The sequence below is a fragment of the Rhodococcus yananensis genome (genome assembly GCF_020515525.1).
In the GTDB taxonomy this organism is placed as follows: Bacteria; Actinomycetota; Actinomycetes; order Mycobacteriales; family Mycobacteriaceae; genus Rhodococcus; species Rhodococcus yananensis.
Genome location: NZ_JAIYEP010000005.1, coordinates 88,296 through 107,767, shown reverse-complemented (window position 1 = coordinate 107,767; position 19,472 = coordinate 88,296). Strand labels below are relative to the sequence as shown.

Annotated in this window: 17 protein-coding genes; 8 read left to right on the top strand and 9 right to left on the bottom strand. The window is 67.5% G+C overall.

Annotation, left to right across the window (positions count from 1 at the left end):
* Positions 1–54: 54 nt before the first annotated feature.
* Positions 55–1,056 carry a siderophore ABC transporter substrate-binding protein gene (locus LDQ05_RS02310; RefSeq protein ID WP_226435276.1) on the bottom strand — a complete coding sequence of 334 codons (1,002 nt, stop codon included), beginning with the start codon at positions 1,054–1,056 and terminating at the stop codon, positions 55–57.
* A gap of 186 nt (positions 1,057–1,242) precedes the next feature.
* On the opposite strand from LDQ05_RS02310, the gene LDQ05_RS02305 reads away from it, so the two are divergent.
* A complete protein-coding gene (locus tag LDQ05_RS02305; protein ID WP_226435275.1) occupies positions 1,243–2,133 on the top strand; it encodes an amidohydrolase family protein in 891 nt (296 codons plus the stop codon).
* Here the strand turns inward: LDQ05_RS02305 and casG are convergent.
* Entirely contained in the window at positions 2,069–3,733 is a 1,665-nt protein-coding gene (gene casG / locus LDQ05_RS02300; protein ID WP_226435274.1) for a steroid-24-oyl-CoA synthetase, read from the bottom strand. The genes LDQ05_RS02305 and casG overlap by 65 nt on opposite strands.
* Before the next feature lie 336 nt (positions 3,734–4,069).
* Here casG and LDQ05_RS02295 point away from each other — a divergent pair, with 336 nt between their 5' ends.
* The 6 genes from LDQ05_RS02295 to LDQ05_RS02270 all read left to right on the top strand — a co-directional run bounded on the left by LDQ05_RS02295 (position 4,070) and on the right by LDQ05_RS02270 (position 10,679).
* On the top strand, positions 4,070–5,455 hold the full coding sequence (locus tag LDQ05_RS02295) for an ABC transporter substrate-binding protein (RefSeq protein ID WP_264184317.1): 1,386 nt from the start codon (positions 4,070–4,072) through the stop codon (positions 5,453–5,455).
* A 62-nt stretch (positions 5,456–5,517) separates the two neighbouring features.
* Positions 5,518–7,785: an ABC transporter permease gene (locus tag LDQ05_RS02290; protein ID WP_226435272.1), complete on the top strand. Its 2,268-nt coding sequence runs from the start codon at positions 5,518–5,520 to the stop codon at positions 7,783–7,785.
* Entirely contained in the window at positions 7,778–8,521 is a 744-nt protein-coding gene (locus tag LDQ05_RS02285) for an ABC transporter ATP-binding protein (RefSeq protein WP_226435271.1), read from the top strand. Before LDQ05_RS02290 ends, LDQ05_RS02285 begins: the two co-directional genes overlap by 8 nt.
* On the top strand, positions 8,518–9,219 hold the full coding sequence (locus tag LDQ05_RS02280; protein ID WP_226435270.1) for an ABC transporter ATP-binding protein: 702 nt from the start codon (positions 8,518–8,520) through the stop codon (positions 9,217–9,219). The genes LDQ05_RS02285 and LDQ05_RS02280 overlap by 4 nt, the downstream gene beginning before the upstream one ends.
* A gap of 2 nt (positions 9,220–9,221) precedes the next feature.
* Positions 9,222–9,584, top strand: coding sequence for a hypothetical protein (locus LDQ05_RS02275; protein WP_226435269.1), 363 nt, complete (start codon positions 9,222–9,224; stop codon positions 9,582–9,584).
* 276 nt (positions 9,585–9,860) lie between these two features.
* Positions 9,861–10,679, top strand: a complete 819-nt coding sequence (locus LDQ05_RS02270; protein WP_372461013.1) for an IclR family transcriptional regulator — start codon at positions 9,861–9,863, stop codon at positions 10,677–10,679.
* Between the two features lie 82 nt (positions 10,680–10,761).
* Here the strand turns inward: LDQ05_RS02270 and LDQ05_RS02265 are convergent, their stop codons facing one another.
* The 7 genes from LDQ05_RS02265 to LDQ05_RS02235 all read right to left on the bottom strand — a co-directional run bounded on the left by LDQ05_RS02265 (position 10,762) and on the right by LDQ05_RS02235 (position 18,486).
* Positions 10,762–11,910 carry an acyl-CoA dehydrogenase family protein gene (locus LDQ05_RS02265; protein ID WP_226435267.1) on the bottom strand — a complete coding sequence of 383 codons (1,149 nt, stop codon included), beginning with the start codon at positions 11,908–11,910 and terminating at the stop codon, positions 10,762–10,764.
* On the bottom strand, positions 11,907–13,583 hold the full coding sequence (locus LDQ05_RS02260) for a class I adenylate-forming enzyme family protein (RefSeq protein WP_226435266.1): 1,677 nt from the start codon (positions 13,581–13,583) through the stop codon (positions 11,907–11,909). Before LDQ05_RS02260 ends, LDQ05_RS02265 begins: the two co-directional genes overlap by 4 nt.
* Positions 13,584–13,618: 35 nt before the next feature.
* Positions 13,619–14,350: an SDR family NAD(P)-dependent oxidoreductase gene (locus LDQ05_RS02255; RefSeq protein ID WP_226435265.1), complete on the bottom strand. Its 732-nt coding sequence runs from the start codon at positions 14,348–14,350 to the stop codon at positions 13,619–13,621.
* Positions 14,351–14,388: 38 nt separating this feature from the next.
* Complete coding sequence (locus tag LDQ05_RS02250; RefSeq protein WP_226435264.1) at positions 14,389–15,183, bottom strand: enoyl-CoA hydratase-related protein; 795 nt, start codon at positions 15,181–15,183, stop codon at positions 14,389–14,391.
* Positions 15,184–15,533: 350 nt separating this feature from the next.
* Entirely contained in the window at positions 15,534–16,307 is a 774-nt protein-coding gene (locus LDQ05_RS02245) for an SDR family oxidoreductase (protein ID WP_226435263.1), read from the bottom strand.
* A gap of 70 nt (positions 16,308–16,377) precedes the next feature.
* A complete protein-coding gene (locus tag LDQ05_RS02240) occupies positions 16,378–17,310 on the bottom strand; it encodes an AurF N-oxygenase family protein (protein ID WP_226435262.1) in 933 nt (310 codons plus the stop codon).
* A gap of 132 nt (positions 17,311–17,442) precedes the next feature.
* Entirely contained in the window at positions 17,443–18,486 is a 1,044-nt protein-coding gene (locus tag LDQ05_RS02235) for an adenylate/guanylate cyclase domain-containing protein (protein ID WP_226435261.1), read from the bottom strand.
* 139 nt (positions 18,487–18,625) lie between these two features.
* Between LDQ05_RS02235 and LDQ05_RS02230 the strand changes: the two genes are divergently transcribed.
* Positions 18,626–19,390: a DUF6319 family protein gene (locus LDQ05_RS02230; RefSeq protein WP_226435260.1), complete on the top strand. Its 765-nt coding sequence runs from the start codon at positions 18,626–18,628 to the stop codon at positions 19,388–19,390.
* The last annotated feature ends 82 nt before the right edge of the window (positions 19,391–19,472 follow it).

The following is a 19,472-nucleotide window of genomic DNA, read 5'->3' as shown; positions in this document are numbered from 1 at the left end:
TGTGCTCTTCCGATCTCCCGGCAGGTCGGCCGGGCCCACGATCGGTGGTGTGAGTCAGTTGTCCGCTGCGCTCGACGCCGCGTTCTTCTCGAGCAGATCCGCGAGGGAGTTGAAGAACTCCGTGTACGTCTGGATGCTCTCGTTGGTGTAGGTGTCGGCGGGCAGGTAGATGATGTTGCCGTTCTGGATCGCCGACACGTTCTGCAACGCGGGGGAGTTCTCGAGCACCGTGGCGGCCGGCTGGTAGTCCGGTTCGTCCGCGGCCACGGCGGCGTCACGGTCCATGACGATGATCAGGCCCGGATCGGACGCGGCGATGGCCTCGACGGAGATGTCGTCACCCTGCTCGTCGTTGGTTCCTTCGGGAACCTGGAGGGCCGGGGTGAAACCGAAGATGTCGAACATCGGGCCGATGGTGCGTCCGTTGCTCGGGGCGACATAACCGATCTCGCCGCCCGAGACGATCAGTCCCATCACCGACTGGTCGGGGGAGTAGGCGGCCTTCACACGGGCGATCGACGCATCGAACGCGTCGCTGAGCGCCTGCGCTTCCGCTTCCTTGTCGAAGATCTCGCCGAGGACGGTGACGCCGCGCTTGAGTTCGGTATCGAACGCTTCGCCGTCACGGGGCGCGACCTCGACGATCGTGGCGTCCGGGGCGAGCTGCTGGAACTTCTCGCGGTGCTGCGCGTAGCGTCCGCCGTTGATGATCAGGTCGGGATCGACGGCGACGACCGCTTCGAGGTCGGGTTCCCGATGCGACCCGAGGTCGACGATGGTGTCGTCCCGGGTGTAGGAGATCGTGTCGGGCATCAGAGTGACGGCACCGGCGGTGAGCGGGATACCCCAGGTGTCGAGGGTCTCGAACGTGCTGTTGTCCGTGGCGACGACGGACCGCGGCGGCACGGTGACCGTCTGGGTACCGAAGTTGTCCTCGACCGTGACGGTGGAATCGGCGGCGGTCGACTCGGTGGCGGGGTCGCTCGAACACGCCGTCAGGGCCAGAGCTGCCAAGGTGCCGAGCACGGCACCTCGGTACAGGCGGGATGCGTTCATCGATCTTCCTTGCTGTGCGCTTACCAGGAACTGGGTGAGGTAATTGAAATACCTTACAAATTTGTTAGCTTAACCTAACCTGTTGCGGGGGTTGGTTTCGGGCCCGATACGGCCTTCGACCAGCGACTTTCCCGCCGGGTGCGCGCGTCGGCCGATGCGCCCGCGCACAGTCGGTACGGTCGCGATGTGAACGAAATCGATCGCGTCGCAGACTTCCGTCGCCGCCACGGCATCGACCGTCTCATCGACGTCCACACCCACTTCATGCCGAAGAGCGTGCTCGACAAGGTGTGGCAGTACTTCGACGAGGCGGGACCGCTCGTCGGGCGGGAATGGCCCATCACCTATCGGCACGACGAGGACGAACGCGTCGCGCGGCTCCGCGATTTCGGGGTCCGGAAGTTCACGTCGATGCTGTACCCGCACAAGCCGGCGATGGCGGCGTGGCTGAATTCGTGGGCCGCCGACTTCGCTGCGCGCACCCCGGACTGTCTGCACACCGCGACGTTCTACCCGGAACCCGAAGCGGCCGGGTACGTCGCCGACGCGATCGGTGCGGGTGCGGTCGTGTTCAAGTCACACATCCAGGTCGGTGGCTACTCGCCGCTCGACCCACTCCTCGAGCCGGTGTGGTCGCAACTCGAGGAGGCGCGGATCCCGACGGTCGTGCACTGCGGATCGGGGCCGGCACCGGGGGTGCACACCGGACCGGAACCGATGGCGGAACTGCTGCGCCGTCACCCCGAACTGACCGTGATCGTCGCGCACATGGGGTTGCCCGAGTACCGGGAGTTCGCCGATCTGGCGGAGCGGTACCCGCGCGTGTACCTCGACACGACGATGGCGTTCACCGACTTCACCGAGGCCGCCACCCCGTTCCCGGCGAACGAGCTGTCGCGGCTGGCGGCGCTGCGCTCGAAGGTTCTGCTGGGCACGGACTTCCCGAACATCCCGTACCCGTACGTCCATCAACTCGATGCGCTCGAGCGGGTCGCGCACGGGTGGGGTGGGGTCAGAGGGCGACGTCGCGCCGCATCACCTTTCCGGTGGCATTGCGGGGCAGCAGATCCCGCGTGATCTTCCACTTCGTGGGGACCTTGTAGTACGACAGTCGGTCCTTGCAGTACGCCTGCAGATCCGCCTCGTCGGCCTCCGCACCCGGGTGCAGCACCACGACCGCGGCGACCTCCTGGCCCAGATCCGGGTGATCGACACCGATCACCGCGCATTCCTGCACCGCAGGATGCTCGTCGAGAACCTGCTCGATCTCGACGGGATACACGTTCTCCCCGCCGCGCAGGATCAGGTCCGACCGGCGACCGGTCAGACGCAACCGGCCGTTCTCCAAGGTGCCGTAGTCACCCGTGCGCAGCCAGCCCTCGGAATCGATGGCCGCGGCCGTGGCCTCCTCGTTCTCCCAGTACCCGAGCATCACGAACGGGCTGCGCACGCAGATCTCGCCCTCCTCGCCGTCGGGAACCCGCTCACCGAACGGATCCCGCAGCTCCATGGCGACGGTGATGGTGGTGCTGCCGAGAGTGCCCGGAAACGCCTCGATCTCGGGGGCGGTGGCCAACGCGATCGCGGTGCTGCACTCGGTGAGGCCGTAGCTGTCCACCAGGGCCTGATCGGCGAACGGAAACTTGTCCCGCAGGCGTCGCTTGAACTCCGGCGACGACGGAGCCGACGCCAACGCGAACCCCGTCAGTGACGACAGGTCGTACTCGTCGGTGTTCTCGTGCTCGAGCATCCGCGCCGCCATCGTCGGCACCGCACCCCAGTTCGTGACCTTCTCGCGCTCGATGAGACCGAAGACCTTGTCGATGTCGAAACGTCCCTCGTTGATGATCACCGCGCTGCCCGTCGCCAGCCGCACGACCGCGAGATTGTGCAGGCTCGCGATGTGGAACAGCGGCGATGTCATCAGATACCGCGCGTCGTTGGGGACGGTCTCGTCGTACGGACGCCCGTACATCTCCGACATCAACGCATCCGAGTACTTGAGATAGTCGACGACCGCGAGCACGTTGCGCTGCGAGTGCAGGGCCCCCTTCGGGCGACCGCTCGTCCCGCTGGTGAAGAGGATGACGGCCGGGTCGTCCTCGTCGACGTCGGTGGACGGCAGTTCCGCGCCCGCGCCGTCGGCGACGATCCGCGGAACGTCCTCCTCCATCGTGAGCAGTGCGAAGCCCGACACGTCGGCCTTCTCGACCAGCTCGGCCCGCTTCGCGTCGGCGATGAGCACCTTCGGTCGGACGAGCCCGACACCGTGGGCGATCTCGTGCGGAGTCCACCACGAGTTCAGTCCCACCGCGATCGCACCGAGGGTCTGCGTCGCCCAGAACGAGATGATCCACTCGGGGGAGTTCGCACCGAGGATCGCGACGCGATCACCCTTGCCGACGCCGTACTCGTCGCGCAGCGTGGTCGCGACCGCCGCGACCGCGTCGGCGTGATCACTGAACGACAGGCGCCGATCCGCCGTGACGAGGTAGTCGCGGTCGCCCCACGCGCGTGACGCGGCGACGAGATCGCCGATGTTCCGACTGCGGTTCCGCATGACCTGCATGCGGTTTCCGCGGACCTCTTCCTCGACGATCTCGAAGCGCCCGCCGGGGCCGGTCAGTCGGGAAACGACCTGCTGCAGCATCTGCTGAAGATCTGTCGGTGCTGTCATGGGGGACCTTTCCTGCGTGCGGCCTTGTGTCGAGTCCGGTATCGAGCGTGACCATCTCACCCTCTTTCCGGCCGAGGGTAGTGATCGATACCACTGACCGGGACGAGCGTGTGGTGGAACGGGAACGGCGCACGGTGTGTCCGCCATCACCGATTCGTCCCACTCACCGGGATGTAGCGATCTGCGTCACTTTCCGGCTGGCTACCTTCGCGGCACCCGCCATCCGGACGCGAGGTGAGTGCCCCCTCGCCGTCGTCGTGGACCGGTCCCATCCGAAGGAGTTCCCGAGTGAAACGCAGCACCGCATCGAAACTGGTGGTGGGCCTCGCCGCCACCATGGTGGTGGCATCGGCCTGTGCCTCGAACCGAGGAGGTGATCCGGTCGAATCGGTCGCGTCGGGCCCCGATTCGGCAGCGACGGCCGCCGGAACCCAGCAGGGGGCGGACGCGAAGTTCGGAACCCTCGAGTCGCCGTGCGGCACCGGTGACGCGTCGGGTGCGACCGATCAGGGCGTGACCGACACCGAGATCCGCATCGGCTACGGCGACGACCGCGGCTTCACCAACAGCCCGGGCCTGAACAAGGAGATGGGTGATGCCGTCGCCGCCATGATCGACTGGTGCAATGCGCAGGGCGGCATCAACGGTCGGCAGATCGTCGGTACCCACTACGACGCCGCGATGACGCAGGCCAATGCGGCGATGCAGAACGCGTGCGGCTCCGAGTTCATGATGGTCGGCCACGGATTCGCGATGGATCAGACGTCCGAGCAGACGCGCGTGGCCTGCAACATGGCGGCGGTTCCCGGCTTCACGGTGTCCCCGGACGCCGCGAACGGGCCCATGACGTACCAGGGTGTTCCGTTCCCCGTCGACTACGCGAACGGCTCGCAGTGGTTCCAGATCGCCGAGATGTACCCCGATCTGATGGACGGTTTCGATCTCGTCGGCTCCACGATGCCGACGATCATCACGTCGACCACCAAGATCCGCTCGGTCGCGGAAGCCGCGGGCTTCGATCTGAAGGATTGCGGTGTCACCCTCAACTACGAGGGCGAATCCAGCTACGTGCCGTTCGCCGAGAAGTTCCGGGAATGCGGCGTCGACGGGCTGTGGACGTCGCGGTCGCCGGTGCCCGCCGAGTTCAACTTCATCAAGGCCCTCGACCAGTCGGGCATCGACCCGATCTTCATGGGTGAGGCCACCTGGTACGGCGACGCCGCGCGCGAGTGGAACGGCGCGAACGGTGGCCTGCTCGACAACCTGCACGCCGGCATGACCTTCCAGATGATCGAGAACGCCGACATCGTTCCGGCCGTGCAGGACTACCTCGACATCGTCGAAGCGCAGGGCGGCAAGACCGCGCTGCTGGGCATGCAGGCCACGTCGTCGTTCCTGCTGTGGGCGACCGCCGCGGACGCGTGCGGCTCCGACCTGACCCGACAGTGCATGATCGACGAACTGTCGAGCATCCACGAGTGGGACGCGGGTGGACTGCACGCCGTGACCGATCCGGGCAACAACATGCCCGCGACGTGCGGACTCGTCACGACCCTGTCGGGCACGGAGTTCACGCAGGCGTTCCCGGCGGAGGCCGGCACCTTCAAGTGCGACGAGAAGTACCTGATCGCAACCGATTCCAGCACGTGGGGAACCGATCTGGGGCCCGACCGCATCGCCACGAAGTACCTGAATCCCAACATCATCAGGCCGGCGTCCTGATCCGATGACGACCGGTGCCGGCGGTGCACGCACCGCCGGCACCGACGAGCAGAGGTTTTCGCATGGACACCTTCTTGACCTTCACCGTCGTGGGGCTGGTGCTCGGATCGGTTTACGCGATCGCCGCGTCCGGCCTGGTCCTCACCTACAACACCTCGGGCATCTTCAACTTCGCGCACGGCGCCCAGGCGATGCTCGGTGCCTTCGCCTACTGGCAGTTCAAGGTCGGGTGGGGTCTACCCACTCCGGTGGCGCTGCTGATCGTGCTGGGCATCCTCGGGCCGCTGATGGGGCTGATCCTCTACACGGTGATCATGCGCGGAATGCGTGACACCGCCGAGGTGACGAAGATCGTCGTCACCGTCTCGATCCTCCTCGGGATGGTCGCGGTCTCGCACTGGTTCTGGCATCCGGAGACGCCGCGCACCATGGCGATGTTCTTCGGCGACCGCAACGGCATCGAAGTTCTCGGCGTCGGAATCCGCTATCACGAGCTGATCTGCATCGCCGTGGCGATCGCCATCGCGGTGGGTCTGCGCATCATGTTCACCCGCACCCGTTCGGGAGTGGCGATGCGCGGTGTCGTCGACGACCCCGACCTGTTGCGGCTCAACGGCCACGACCCCGATCGTCTCGCCGCGTTGTCGTGGGTGATGGGTTCGACCCTCGCGGTGCTCGCGGGCATCCTCATCACCCCCATCAACGGCGGCACCCTCGAGGCGAACATGCTGACGCTGCTCGTCATCGACGCCTTCGCCGCCGCGATGTTCGGTCGGCTGCGCAGCATTCCCCGAACGTTCGCCGGTGCGCTCTTCCTGGGGCTCGCCGCGACCTACGTCCTCGCGTACTTCCCGACCTCGTGGAACTGGACGTCCAACTTCCGGGTGTCGCTGCCGATGATCGCGTTGTTCGTGGTGCTCATCGTGCTGCCGCAGGATCGGTTGCGCGGAGCGGTGACCCGCACCCGCGAGCGCTACCACGTGCCGTCGGTGCGCAAGGCGGTCGCGTGGGCGGTGGCGCTCGTGGTGATCGTCTACGCGATCCGTCTGCTGATGGTGACCTCTGCGATCACCACGCTGACCATCGGCATGACGTTCGCGATCATCGCGTTGTCGCTGACGCTGCTCACCGGATACGCCGGTGAACTGAATCTGGCGCCCGTCTCCTTCGGGGCGATCGCCACGATCGTCGCGTTCCACCTCGGCATCTCGGGATCCGGTCTCGCCGCGTACCTGAACCTGTGGGGTGTGGTGTTGGGGGTGGCCGCGACCGCGGTGATCGGTGGCCTCATCGCGCTGCCGGCGTTGCGTCTGCGTGGCCTGTACCTGGCGCTCGCGACGATGGCGTTCGGTGTGTTCCTGTCGAACATGGTGTTGCGTGACACCACCCGCCACGAACTGTTCGGTGTCGAATTCTCGTTGTTCACCGACGGGAACATCGCGATCCCGCCGTTGAAGGTCGGTCCGCTCGACCTGAAGGACCCGACCACCTTCCTGATGACGGTCACGGTGATCTTCGCCGTGCTCGGTGTCGGTGTGATCGCGTTGCGCAACAGTGGATACGGACGCAGGCTCGCCGCGATGAAGGACAGCCCCGCCGCGTCGGCGATGCTCGGTCAGAGCCTCGTGCGGCTCAAGCTCGGCGTGTTCGGTCTCTCCACGGGCATCGCCGGTCTCGGCGGGTTGTTCATGGCGAGCGCCATGGGGTCGGTGTCCATCGAGACCTACTCGATCATGGTGAGTCTGTCGCTGCTGATGCTCACCGTCGTCGCGGGGATCGGATACGTCTCGGGCGCGTTGTTCGGCGGCCTGATGTCGGGTATCGGGTTCGCCGTGATCATGGTGTCGTTCTCGAATCTCGCGTCGGCGCAACCGGAACTCTCCGGGATGTGGACGTTCCTCGGGCACGTCGCGGCGGTGAGCCCCGCACTGATCGGTATCGGTGTGGCCGCGAACCCGAGCGGCACTGTGCACCAGATGGTCGAGGCGTACCGGACCCTCGCGAACGCCAGGCCGGTCCTCGCCGGTGGCGCGGTCGTGATCGGGGTGTCGTATCTGCTGGCCCTCACCGGTGCGCTCGACAACTGGTGGTTCGCATCGATCACCATCGCCACGGTGTTCCTGCTGCCCGTCGTCGGCCGGTGGCTGATGCCCGATGCGGTGCTCGGCGCCGAGGAAGCGGAACGTCGGCGCCCGCTCGTCCCCGAGCGCGTCGGGGTGGACGAGCCGTACGGCCCGGCCGTGCGCGACGAGATCGACCGGGAACTGGGTATCGCCGACCAGTTGAACATTCCCGCCCGCGCAGACAAGGAGTTGGTCACCCATGGCTGACGCACCACTGCTCGAAACCCGAGGGATCACGGTCAGGTTCGGCGGTCATGTCGCCGTCAGGGACGTGAGCATCTCGGTCGGCCCGGGTGTCGTCACCGGGCTGATCGGACCCAACGGAGCCGGCAAGACGACGTTGTTCAACACCATCACCGGCCTGCAGCGGCCCACGTCGGGCAGCGTCTTCCTGGACGGCAGGGACGTGACGCGGCTGGCCCCGTACAAGCGGGCCCGGATGGGCTTGGCCCGCACGTTCCAGCGTCTGGAACTGTTCGTGTCGCTGTCGGTGCGCGACAACCTGCGGGTCGCGGGGGACATCCACAACGCCAACGGACGTCACCGCATCGACGTGGACGCCGAGACCGATCGGCTCCTGGAACTGACCGGGCTCACCGACGTCGCGCACAGGGACGTCGCGGACATCCCCACCGGCCGCGCGCGTGTCGTCGAGGTGGCGCGGGCCCTGATGGCGGGACCGCGGGTGCTGCTCCTCGACGAACCGGCATCGGGGCAGACCGAACAGGAGACCGAGGAATTCGCGGCGCTGCTCGGTGAGCTCGCCGCCGGCGGACTGGCGATCTGCCTCGTCGAGCACGACATCCCCCTCGTGATGAAGATCTGCTCGACGATCCACGTGCTCGACTACGGTGCGGTGCTCGCGAGCGGGGTGCCCGACGAGATCAGGAACGATCCGGCGGTCATCAATGCGTACATCGGCACCGAGGAGGAGGCGGTATGACCGAGCCGTTGCTGGAACTGGCCGGGGTCCGGGCCGCGTACGGCACGATCGAGGTCCTCCACGGCGTGGATCTGGCCCTCGAGCCGGGGGCCGTCGTCGCGCTCCTCGGCCCCAACGGAGGCGGCAAGACGACGACGCTGAAGGTGTGCTCGGGGGTGCACCCGGTGGCGTCGGGCGAGCTGCGGATCGCCGGTCACGTCGTCAACGGCGCCTCGGCGGCGGACCTCGCACGGTCGGGTGTGTGCTCGATCCCGGAGGGGCGGGGAATCTTCCCGAACCTGACGGTGCGGGAGAACCTGTGGATCGCGACCGGGACCGGGGTGTCGCTCGCCGATCTCGAGGACGTCGCCTACTCGCGCTTCCCGATTCTCGGTGAGCGCCGGACCCAGCTGGCCGGGTCCATGTCGGGCGGCGAACAGCAGATGCTCGCACTGTCGCGCGCTTTGGGCACGCACCCCACGGTGCTGTTGCTCGACGAGTTGTCGATGGGCCTGGCCCCTCGCATCGTCTCCCAGATCTACGACATCGTCGGCGAACTGGCGGCGGAGGGTGTGTCCATCCTCGTCGCCGAGCAGTTCGCCAGGGCAGTCCTTCCGATCGCCACCGGTGCGGCACTGATGCTGCAGGGCCGGGTGGTGCGGACGGGTGATCCGGCGGAGATCGAAGAAGAACTGTCCGCAAGCTATCTAGGAGGTTGACCATGACCGCACTCGTCGACGAACGACGTGAGCAGTTCAAGAAGAACATCGCCGAGTTGGGCATCGACGCCGCCCGTCCCGCGTCCGGCGGCAAGGGCCGGATCGTCGGGCTCGTGCTGATGATTGTCGGTGTCGTCGCAGCGTTCGTGGTGTATGTGGCGTCGTTGACGCTGTCGGATCTGCGGGACATCGCGTCGTACCAGTTGCTGAGCATCGGATTCGTGACGTTGACCCTCGTCGGTGTCGCCGTGTACATCGCGTCGACGGTGTCGCGTGTGCTGAGCCTGTGGCTCGTGCGGCAGTTGCTCGAGAGCGACGCGCAGGCCACGCGGATCGCGGAGGCGCTGAAGGCCGGCGACGACTGATCCCGGCACCCGTCGCCGGAGGGCCCGCTCCCGGGCGGATACGGGCCCTCCGGCGACCGGTACGGATCCGGAATCGTTGCAGGCGGTATGTTCTCGGTGCCGCCGCCGCGAGAACGGTGTCCGGCCGTGTGCAGATCCCCGTGTCCCAAGTGTGACCGTTTCGGGCGTTTCGACCACTTCACTGAGACCGTGTGGTGCTGCTAACGTTACGGGAATCAATTTCAGTTCCGGATCCCGTCCGCTTCACCGTCTCGACCAGTTGTGATGGAGGTCACGTTGACTGTCGTCGACCCCGATTTCGTAGCCGTCGGTTCATCCGCGCAGCGGGAACTGCCGCCGTCGATGATCGAAAGGCTCACGCGCATCCTCGAGTCGTTCGATTCGGGAACAGCACGGCTCACCCTGGAGGAGGTGACGATCCGGTCCGGGTTGCCCCGGTCGACGGTCCACCGCATCCTGGATCAGCTGGTCCGTCTCGAATGGGTCGATCACGCACCGTTCGGATACTGCCTCGGGTCGCGTGCCCTCGGCCTCGGTGGCGACGTCAACCGCGACCGGATCCGGGAGAGCGCAGCCCCGTTCCTGCACGAACTCGCGATGCAGACCGGTGCCGTCGTGCACCTCGAAGTCCTCGACGGCGCGTCGACGTACTGCCTCGACAAGATCGGTGGTCCCCGCGCCGGGTCGGTCCCCACCCGAGTCGGTGGACGCGTCCACGCCCACGCCACCGCCGGCGGCAAGGCGATGCTCGCGACCCTCGATCCCGAGCACGTCGACGCACTGTGCCCGCCGCGCCCGGTGGCGCTCACCCCGCACACCATCACCGATCGTGTGGTTCTCCACCAGGAACTCAACCGCATCCGGAAACGTCGTGGTGTCGCGTTCGAACGCGACGAGGCGAACCTCGGTGTCGTCGCGGTGGGCGCACCGCTGCGCGGCGCCAACATCCCGCTCGCGAGCGTGTCGTTGGCGGGGGACGCCCGCGCAGTTCACGTCGACTGGATCGCCCCCCTCGTCGCGGACGTCGCCCGCCGCATCTCCCACGCCCTGACCGGGACCGATCCCGCCGTCGGCGCCGTCCTGGACTGGACCTAGATCTGAGTGTGCAGTTTTCGACGGATTCGGTGCGGAATCGCGTCCACAACTGCACACTCGACCGTCGCCGGCGGCTTCGAACTCAGATACCGAGGTCCTTGGCGACGATCGTCTTCATGATCTCGGTGGTGCCACCGTAGATCGTCTGGATGCGCGCGTCGACGAAGGCCCGGGACACCGCGTACTCGCGCATGTATCCGTAACCGCCGTGCAACTGCAGGCACCGGTCGGCGACCCGGACCTGCAGTTCCGTCGTCCACCACTTGATGCGGGCGGCGCGCGCCGCGGTCAACGCGCCGGCGACGTGCTCGGCGATGCAGTCGTCGAGGAACGTGCGGGCCAGGTCGAGTTCGGTGGCGAGTTCGGCGAGCACGAACTTCGTGTTCTGGAAGCTCGACACCGGCGACCCGAACGCGGTGCGTTCCTGCACGTACGCGAGGGTCTGCGCGAACACACCCTCGGCCGCGGCGACGGCGCCGACAGCCAGCGACAGCCGTTCCTGCGGCAGATTGTGGACGAGCTGACCGAATCCGTCACCTTCCTCGCCGAGCCGGTTCGCGACGGGCACCCGCATACCGGTGAAGACCAATTCGCTGGTGTCCTGCGCGTGCAGCCCGATCTTCTCCAGGTTGCGGCCGCGCTCGAAACCTGGGGTGTCGGCGTCGACGACGAGCAGGGTCAGGCCGCCGTGCGGATCGTCGGAGGTGCGGGTCGCGACGACGAACAGGGTGCCGTTCTGTCCGTTCGAGATGAACGTCTTGGAACCGTCGACGACGTACTCGTCGCCGTCGCGGACGGCGGTGGTGCGGATACCGGTCAGGTCGCTTCCGGTGCCGGGCTCGGTCATGGCGATGCCGAGGACGGTCTCGCCGGTGACGACGCCGGGGAGCCACCGCGCCTTCTGCTCGGCGGTGCTCATGTCGGTCAGGTACGGCAGCACCACGTCGTTCTGCAGCGAGAACGCGATCCCGGCCGCCGCGTGCCCGGCCCGATTCACTTCCTCGACGAGCAGGGCGTTGTACCGGAAGTCGTCGACTCCCGGCCCGCCGAACTCTTCGAGAACCGAGAATCCGAGCAGGCCGAGCTTGCCGGCGTCGGTGAACAGGCCCGGGTCGAGCAGCCCGGCGTGTTCCCAGTCCTCGTGGACGGGAGTGATCCGGTCGCGGACGAAACCGCGGGCGACGTCGCGGAACTGCAGGTGTTCGGGATCGTGGGTGAGGCGGGCGTTCATCGGACGAGTCTCGATTCGGTCGGGTGGATGAACGCGCCGCGGGCGTACTCGGCGGCGGCCGTCTCGGTGGCCTTGTAGTGGAGTTTCTTGCCGGTCGCCGAGACCGGCAGCGTATCGACGAACCGGTAGGCGCGGGGCCGCTTGAACGCCGAGAGCATCGGGTGCGCGCGACAGTGCGCGTCGAGGACGTCCGCGGTCGGGGCGACACGCTCGGCGTCGGCGACGACGTAGGCGACGACGATGCGTCCCCACCGTTCGTCCGGAACACCGACGACCAACGAATCCTGCACTGTCGGATGGCAGTTGAGGGCCTCCTCGACCTGCACCGGATGGACGTTCTCGCCCCCGCACACGAGCATGTCGTCCTTGCGTCCGACGATCGTGACGTACTCGCCGGCATCCCACGTGGCGAGGTCGCCGATGTGGAGCCAGCCGTCGCGGAACTTGGCCTTCTCCTGGTCGGGCGAATCGAAGTAGGCGTTCGCGCACTTGGGGGAGCGCACGATCACCTCCCCGACCTCGGTGTCGTCGCGGGCCACGACGTCGTCGGGATCGGCCGATCCGTCGGGGTGGACCCGTACGACGCGGACGTCGTCGTCGGTGCAGGCCCGTCCGGCGCTGCCGGCGTGGTCGGGCAGGTCCGACGGGCGGAGGAAGGTGTTCCAGAACCCTTCGGTGCTGCCGTAGCCGTTGAAGATCCGCGGGTTGAGCACCTGCTGGTAGCGCAGCGCCGCGTCCCGCTCGAGGGGCGCACCCATCGTGACGATCCCGCGCAGGCTCGACAGATCCCGCGGTCGCTCCTCCTGCGCAGTGGTGAGCATCGCGAGGTTGGTCGGCGCGCCGATGAGGAAGGTGACGCCGCGCTGCTCGACGAGATCGAGCACCGTGTCGGCGTCGAAGGTACGCAGCGGCACCACCTGTGCGCCCACGTAGAAGCTGGGATTCGGTCCGCCCGAGTACAGTCCGCCGCGGTGGAACCACGGTGTCATGTTCAAGGTGATGTCCTCGGGGGTCAGGGGGAAGTGCATGATCACGTCGTGCGCGCTGAACACCTCGATGAGGCTGTTGAGCGGCACGCCCTTCGGCATGCCCGTGGTGCCCGAGGTGTAGAGGCGGGTCGTCTCGTCCCATACGGTGCGGTGGTGCGGGGGAATCGCCACCCGGTCGGCAGCGAGATCGGTGTAGGCGATGTTCGTCGAACCGGGTGCGACCGCGGCGGGACCGTCTCCGACGGTGATGATCACGGCGGGGGTGTGCGCGGCGAGTTCGAGTGCGCCGGTGACGGTGTTCGTCAGCGCCGTGTCGTGGACGAACACCGTGGGGGTGCCGGTGTCGAGGACGAACGCGACCTCGCCGGCGGCGAGCCGGTGGTTGACGGGGGAACCGACGGCACCGACCGCCTGCACGGCGAGGTAGAGCTCGGCGAACTCGATGCCGTTGAACAGCTGGTAGGCGACGACGTCGCCGGGCCGTACACCGACGTCGGCCAGTCCGGTGGCGAGCCGGTCGACGCGTTCGCCGAGCTGCGCGTACGTCAGCTGTGCTCCGGTCACCGGGTCGGTGACGGCGACGCGGTGTGCGTACCGGGCGGTGTTGCGCCGGAACCCGTTGAGATAGGTGAAGTCGTTCTCGAAGTACTCGCGGTATGCGCGGGCGTTGTACGACGCGGTCATCGCGGACGGTCCTGTTCTCGGAGGATGGTGCGGGGTCAGCCGGCCATCGTCAGACCGCCGCTGACGCTGACGACCTGGCCGGTGATGAACGAAGCGTTCTCGGAGGCGAAGAACAGCACGGGTGCAGCGACCTCGTCGGGGCGCGCGAGACGGCGGAACGGGATCGCCTTGATCAGCGCGGATTTGAGCTTCTCCTCCTGCGCCTGGAACAGCGGGGTGTCGGTGGGTCCGGGGCACACGCAGTTGACGGTGATGCCGTGGCGCGCCATCTCCCGCGCCAGCGATTTCGTCAGTGCGATCACGCCACCCTTGGCGCCCGCGTAGATGGATTCGCCCGAGCTGCCGACCCGACCGGCGTCGGATGCGAGGTTGACGACGCGTCCGCCGTTCCCGGCCTCGATGATGCCGGGCAGGAACGCGCTGCAGATGTTGACGGGGCCGAGATAGTTGATCGCCACCACCTTCTGTGCGAATTCCGTTGTCGCGTTGAGAAACTGGTCTGTTCTGTCCCACCCTGCCGCGTTGACGACGATGTCCGGTACGCCGACGCGTGCGTGGGTTTCGTCGCGCAGTTCGTCGACCCGATGGCGGTCGGCGATGTCGACCGGCAACGCGGTGATGAGGTCGGGGAATTCCTTCGCGGTGGACTCGGCGGCGGCGAGGTCGAGGTCGGCGGCGACGACACGGTCGCCGCGACCGGCGAACGCGAGGGCGACGGCCTTGCCGATGCCGGATCCGGCGCCGGTGACCAGGGCGATGCTGCTCATGGTGGAAATCCTTCCGGGAGACTGAGTTCGGTGGGGAGTCAGGCCTTGACGAAGCGGGAGAAGTCGGCGGGACGTTTCTCGGCGAACGCTGTCGCGCCCTCGAGTCCCTCGTCGGACTTGCCGAACAGATCGAGCGCCGACATCGCGAGGTTGCTCAGGCCTGCCTGGTGATCGGTGTCGGCGTTGAAGGACTGCTTGAGGAAACGGATCGCGGTGGGGCTCTTCTCGGCGATCTCCGCGACGACGGACTTCGCTTCGTCGAGCAGAGTCTCTTGTGGCACAACCCAGTTGACGAGTCCCCAACGCTCGGCGGTCGCGGCATCGTACCGGCGGCACAGGTACCAGATCTCGCGGGCGCGCTTCTCGCCGACCACGCGGGCGAGGAATGCGGAACCGAATCCGGCGTCGAACGATCCGACGCGGGGGCCGGCCTGGCCGAAGGTGGCGTTCTCCGATGCGATCGTCAGGTCGCACAGCACGTGCAGGACGTGCCCGCCGCCGACGGCGACCCCGTTGACGGCGGCGATGACGGGTTTCGGGATGTCACGGATCAGCTTGTGCAGGTTGCCGATCTCGAACATTCCGGACTCGGTGGGCCCGTAGTCGCCGGTCTCGGCGCGTTGCTTGACATCGCCGCCGGTGCAGAACGCCTTCTCGCCGGCGCCGGTGAGGATGATCGCCGAGACGCGCGAGTCGGCCCACGCCGCGCGGAACGCCTTGATGAGTTCTTCGACGGTGCGGCCACGGAACGCGTTGTAGCGCTCGGGGCGGGAGATGGTGATGACGGCGGCCGGGCCGTCGATCTCGTAGGTGATGTCTTCGAAGATGCTCATGGTCCCTCCCGGGGATGCGGATGCGTGCCGTTCGGATGTCGAAGTGGCGTGTCGGCGGTGCGATGCGATGTCGACACCCGAGTGAATGAGTATTCATTCACTGAATGTGAACGTACCGTCAGCGCGGGAAGGTGTCAAGCGTCACAGCCTCGGGGGGTGCGGGATGGCTGGACGCCGTTCCCGGACCGGAATGCGAGCGCGGCGGTACGAGGCGGGTCGGTCGGAGGCCACCTCGAACAGCGATCACCCCCGGTCGAGGGCGCCTCGAGGGGAGGGCGCCGTCGACCGGGGGTGATCGGTGACGGGAGTCGGAATCGTTCGTCGGGTCGAAACTGCTGTCGGCCGCGACGTCAGGGGTGCAACGCGAGATAGCGTGCGGGCACCTCGCCGCCGCCGTGTACGGCGAGATCGGCTCCGTTGACGTACGACGCGAGCGGGCCGGCCAGGAACAGGCAGGCGCCGGCGATGTCCGCAGGCACGGCCATCCGCTGGATCGGCAGCGTCCTCGTCACCGCCGCGCCGCCGTCGTCGCCGTACACGTGGGCGGCGGCCTCCGTGCGGATCAGACCGGTGGTGATGTGGTTGACGCGCACCTTCGGCGCCCATTCGAGCGCGAGGGCCTTGGTCAGGGCGAGCAGTCCGGCCTTCGCCGCGGTGTATGCGGCGGTGCCCGGCTGCGGATCGTGCGCCGACACGCTGCCGATGTTGATGATCGCGCCGCCCGTCTCCTGTTCGCGCATCACCAGATTCGCGGCCTGCGCGACGTAGTAGGGCGCCGACAGGTTGAGCGAGACGATCCGGTCGAAGAACCGGGTGGAAGCGGTGGCAGAGTCGGAGTCGGGTGAACCACCGGCATTGTTGACGAGGACGTCGACGCGCCCGAACTTCTCGACGGCGGCATCGACCAGCGCGGCGGCCTGCGCGGCATCGCGGATGTCGACGGACACGAACGCGGCGGTGCGCCCGTCCGCGGACGGCAGGGTGTCTGGTTCCGAGCGTCCGCACACGAGGACGTCGGCACCGGCGGCCAGGAAGGTCTCGGCGATGACGAATCCGATGCCTTTCGTGCCGCCGGTGACGACGACGGTCTTTCCGGTGAAATCGGCGGGGTCGCTGATGCTCATGGGCCGGAGGGTAGCCGCGTCCGCGCGGCGCCGTCCCGCGGGATCCCGCTGAGCAGACGACCCGGCAGGGTCAGAGCAGGTGCACCTTCTTGTACAGGATCTTCGACGGTCCACCGATGAGGCCGACGCTGTCGAGGAAGGTCATGAGCTTCGCGCCGGACCTGCGCACCTTGTCGTGATGGTGCCGGTTGTTCTTCGCCTCCGCCAGGGCCCGCTCGGAATCGAGACCCGCGTTCGCGTACACGTCCGGGTGGATCATGCTCTTGACGACGAAATACACGGTGACGGCGGTGTTGACGCGCTCGAACGCCAGGCGCGCGCGGCTCGCGCCGGAGAGTCGGCGGGCGACCTCTTCGCGGGCGAACCGGATGTGCCGGGCCTCCTCGAGGACGTGGATGCGGCTGACCGACCGGGTGACGGGCTGCACGCGTTCGTCGCGCATGAACTCGCGCTGCATCATGTCGAGGATCTCCTCGGCGGCCATCACCGATGCGTAGGCGTTGGCGCCGCGGAAGAACATCCCCCACAGTCGGCCCAACTGGTGGATGTAGTTGGCGGGCCCGTACCCGGGCATGCCGAGACGTTCGCCGGCGCGCGCGAACATCACCGAGTGGCGGCATTCGTCGGCGACCTCGGTGAGCGCGAACTGGACGTGACGGGAGTGCTTGTTGCGGTCGTACACATCGCGCAACAGCATCTGCATGAGCAGGATCTCGAACCACAGTCCGACGCTCGACACGCTCGCGGCTTCGTGCTTGGTGACGGAGATGCGCTGTTCCTCGGTGAGTTCGTCCCACAACGCGGTGCCGTAGAGGGTGCTCCACTCGGGAGTCATGCCGTACTTGTCGTCGGGGATCGGGGCGTCCCAGTCGACCTCGATCGTCGGGTCGTAGGACTTGCGGGCGGACGACGCGAGCAGGCGCCGGGCGGTGTCCTCGCGATCGGACAGCGGGACGCCCGGGACGAAGCCCTTGCTGTTCTCGCGGGTGAGCGATGCGGTCATGCCTCCACCTTTAAGTGTGACTGAGGGTTACTGTTAACCCGAGGCTACAGTGATCGGGCCCACGACACAATGCCCACCACCCGACGGGTGGCAGGCACTGCGGGACGGGACGGGACGGGGCGGCGGGGGAGATCAGCGTCGCCGCGAGGACCGTTGATCGGTCCGCAACACGTAGGGACGCGACCGCCGGAAATCCTTGACACGCAACCGGCGCAACGGCTGGGTTCGGAACTCGTCGGGATCGAGCTCCGCCGCGAGCTTCTCGTCGAGCAGGATGGTGCCCGGTCGTGCCGCGCCCGTCAGGCGTGCCGCATTGTTGACGACGGATCCGAAGAGATCACCGAAACGCGCCAGCGCCGGACCCCACGCCATCCCGACCCGCAGGTCGGGGGTGTTCTTGCTGGCGCTGAACTCCTCCTGCAGATCGATCGCGATGCGGGCGGCGTCGGCGGGCGAGTCCGCCGCGAACATCACCTCGTCGCCGACGGTCTTGATGACCCAACCGTGGTGCGAGGAGATCACCGCGGTCACCGCAGACTCGAAGTACTCGAGCAACTCGTCGAGTTCGTTCGCGTCGATGCGGCGGGTGAGCTGGGTGTAGCCGACCATGTCGGCGAACCCGACGACGACGTCGTGGGTGACGGCGCCGCTCTGTGGCCGCACGATGTTGCGTTCGGTGTTGGCGACGATGTGCCGGCGCCAGACGTAGCTCTGCAGACTCTCGGCGCGCGTCGACATGCCCCGGACGAGGTCGTCGATGATGCCGCGCATCTGCGCGGGGGACGAATCGGCGTGCGCCTCGACGAGCCGCTCGAACATGTGGGAGTTGAACAACGTCAGTTCCCATTCGGCGAGGCGGGACACCGACTGTCCGAGCGACCGTGCCGCGGACAGTTCGAGACTGTGGTCGATCGCTCCGCTCTCCACGATCGCGGCGATGTCGCGCAGGGCCCCCACGTCGCCGTCGGTGAACATTCTTGCGCCCGGCGCGGGATCGACGGTGAACCCGAGTGCCTGCCACAGCCTGCGCACGCGCGGTGCGTCCATCCCCGACATCGCGGCGACCTGCTCCACCGTGTACCGGCGGGGCCCGCCGAGCAGGCTTCGCTCGAGCTCGGTCTGGACGGCAGCGAGCAGCTCGGATTCGGGAAGGGGTTCCGGCTGCGGCGAGGACACACCGACATCTTTCCCTGCCGAGGCGCAGAACACACGTTCCGGTATCCGTGGCCGCGGCGAACCCTGTCGTACACGTGTGCGACAGTGGGCGCCGTCGATCACCGCGACACGTGAAAGCGCGACATGTGAAAGGACGAGCATGCCTCCCCGCAAACGGGACCATCTGACCCCGGACCAGCTCACCGAACTGAGCGCGGCGATCGCGGAGGGCCGCCGCGCCACGGTGTATCTCGTCGAGGGCATTCCCAGCCTCGGAATTGCGCCGGGCGCGTCCGCGCGGGCCGTGGCCGTGTCCGGCAACACCGTCACCGTCCGCCCCAAGGGGGTCGACGACGAACTCCCGTTCGAAGCCGACGAGCTGCGGGCGACCCGCGAACCCGCGCAGGCCCGCGCGGCAGCCGCGAAGAAGACAACTGCTGCGCCCGCCGCACGCAGACCCGCCGACACGCCGGCGTCGAGCACGCCGGCGTCGAGCACGCCGGCGTCGAAGGTCCCGTCACCGAAACCCACCGCGGCGCCGGTCGCGCCGAAAGCTACGCAGGAGAAGACACCCGTGACGCAACCGTCCACCGGCACCACCGCGGCGGCCGACGCCCCGAAACCGCGTCCCGCGCGCAAACCGGCGAAGAAGCAGCCGGCCATCACCATCACCGTCACCATCGATCCGGAGAACGAGTGGACGGTCGGGGTGGCGCAGGGCACGAAGAAGATCGGGAAGCCGGCGCCCGTGACCCCCGACGCCGTCGAACGCGCCGTCCGGGCGCTCGGCGACGAGACCGCGGTGGAGGCGGTGCAGTCGGTGATCGACGAGGCGCGTCGCGCCGCGGAGGACCGGGTCGCTCAGCTCAGCCGTGAGCTGGAGGAGGCGAGGAAGGCGCTCGAGAGCCTCGGAGCCGGATCCTGACCGTCGCGGGATCGCGACCACGCCGTCGTGTGGCGTGGATCTCTAGTAATCTTTCCGCGAAAGCGGCCTGACCGGGCCGTGT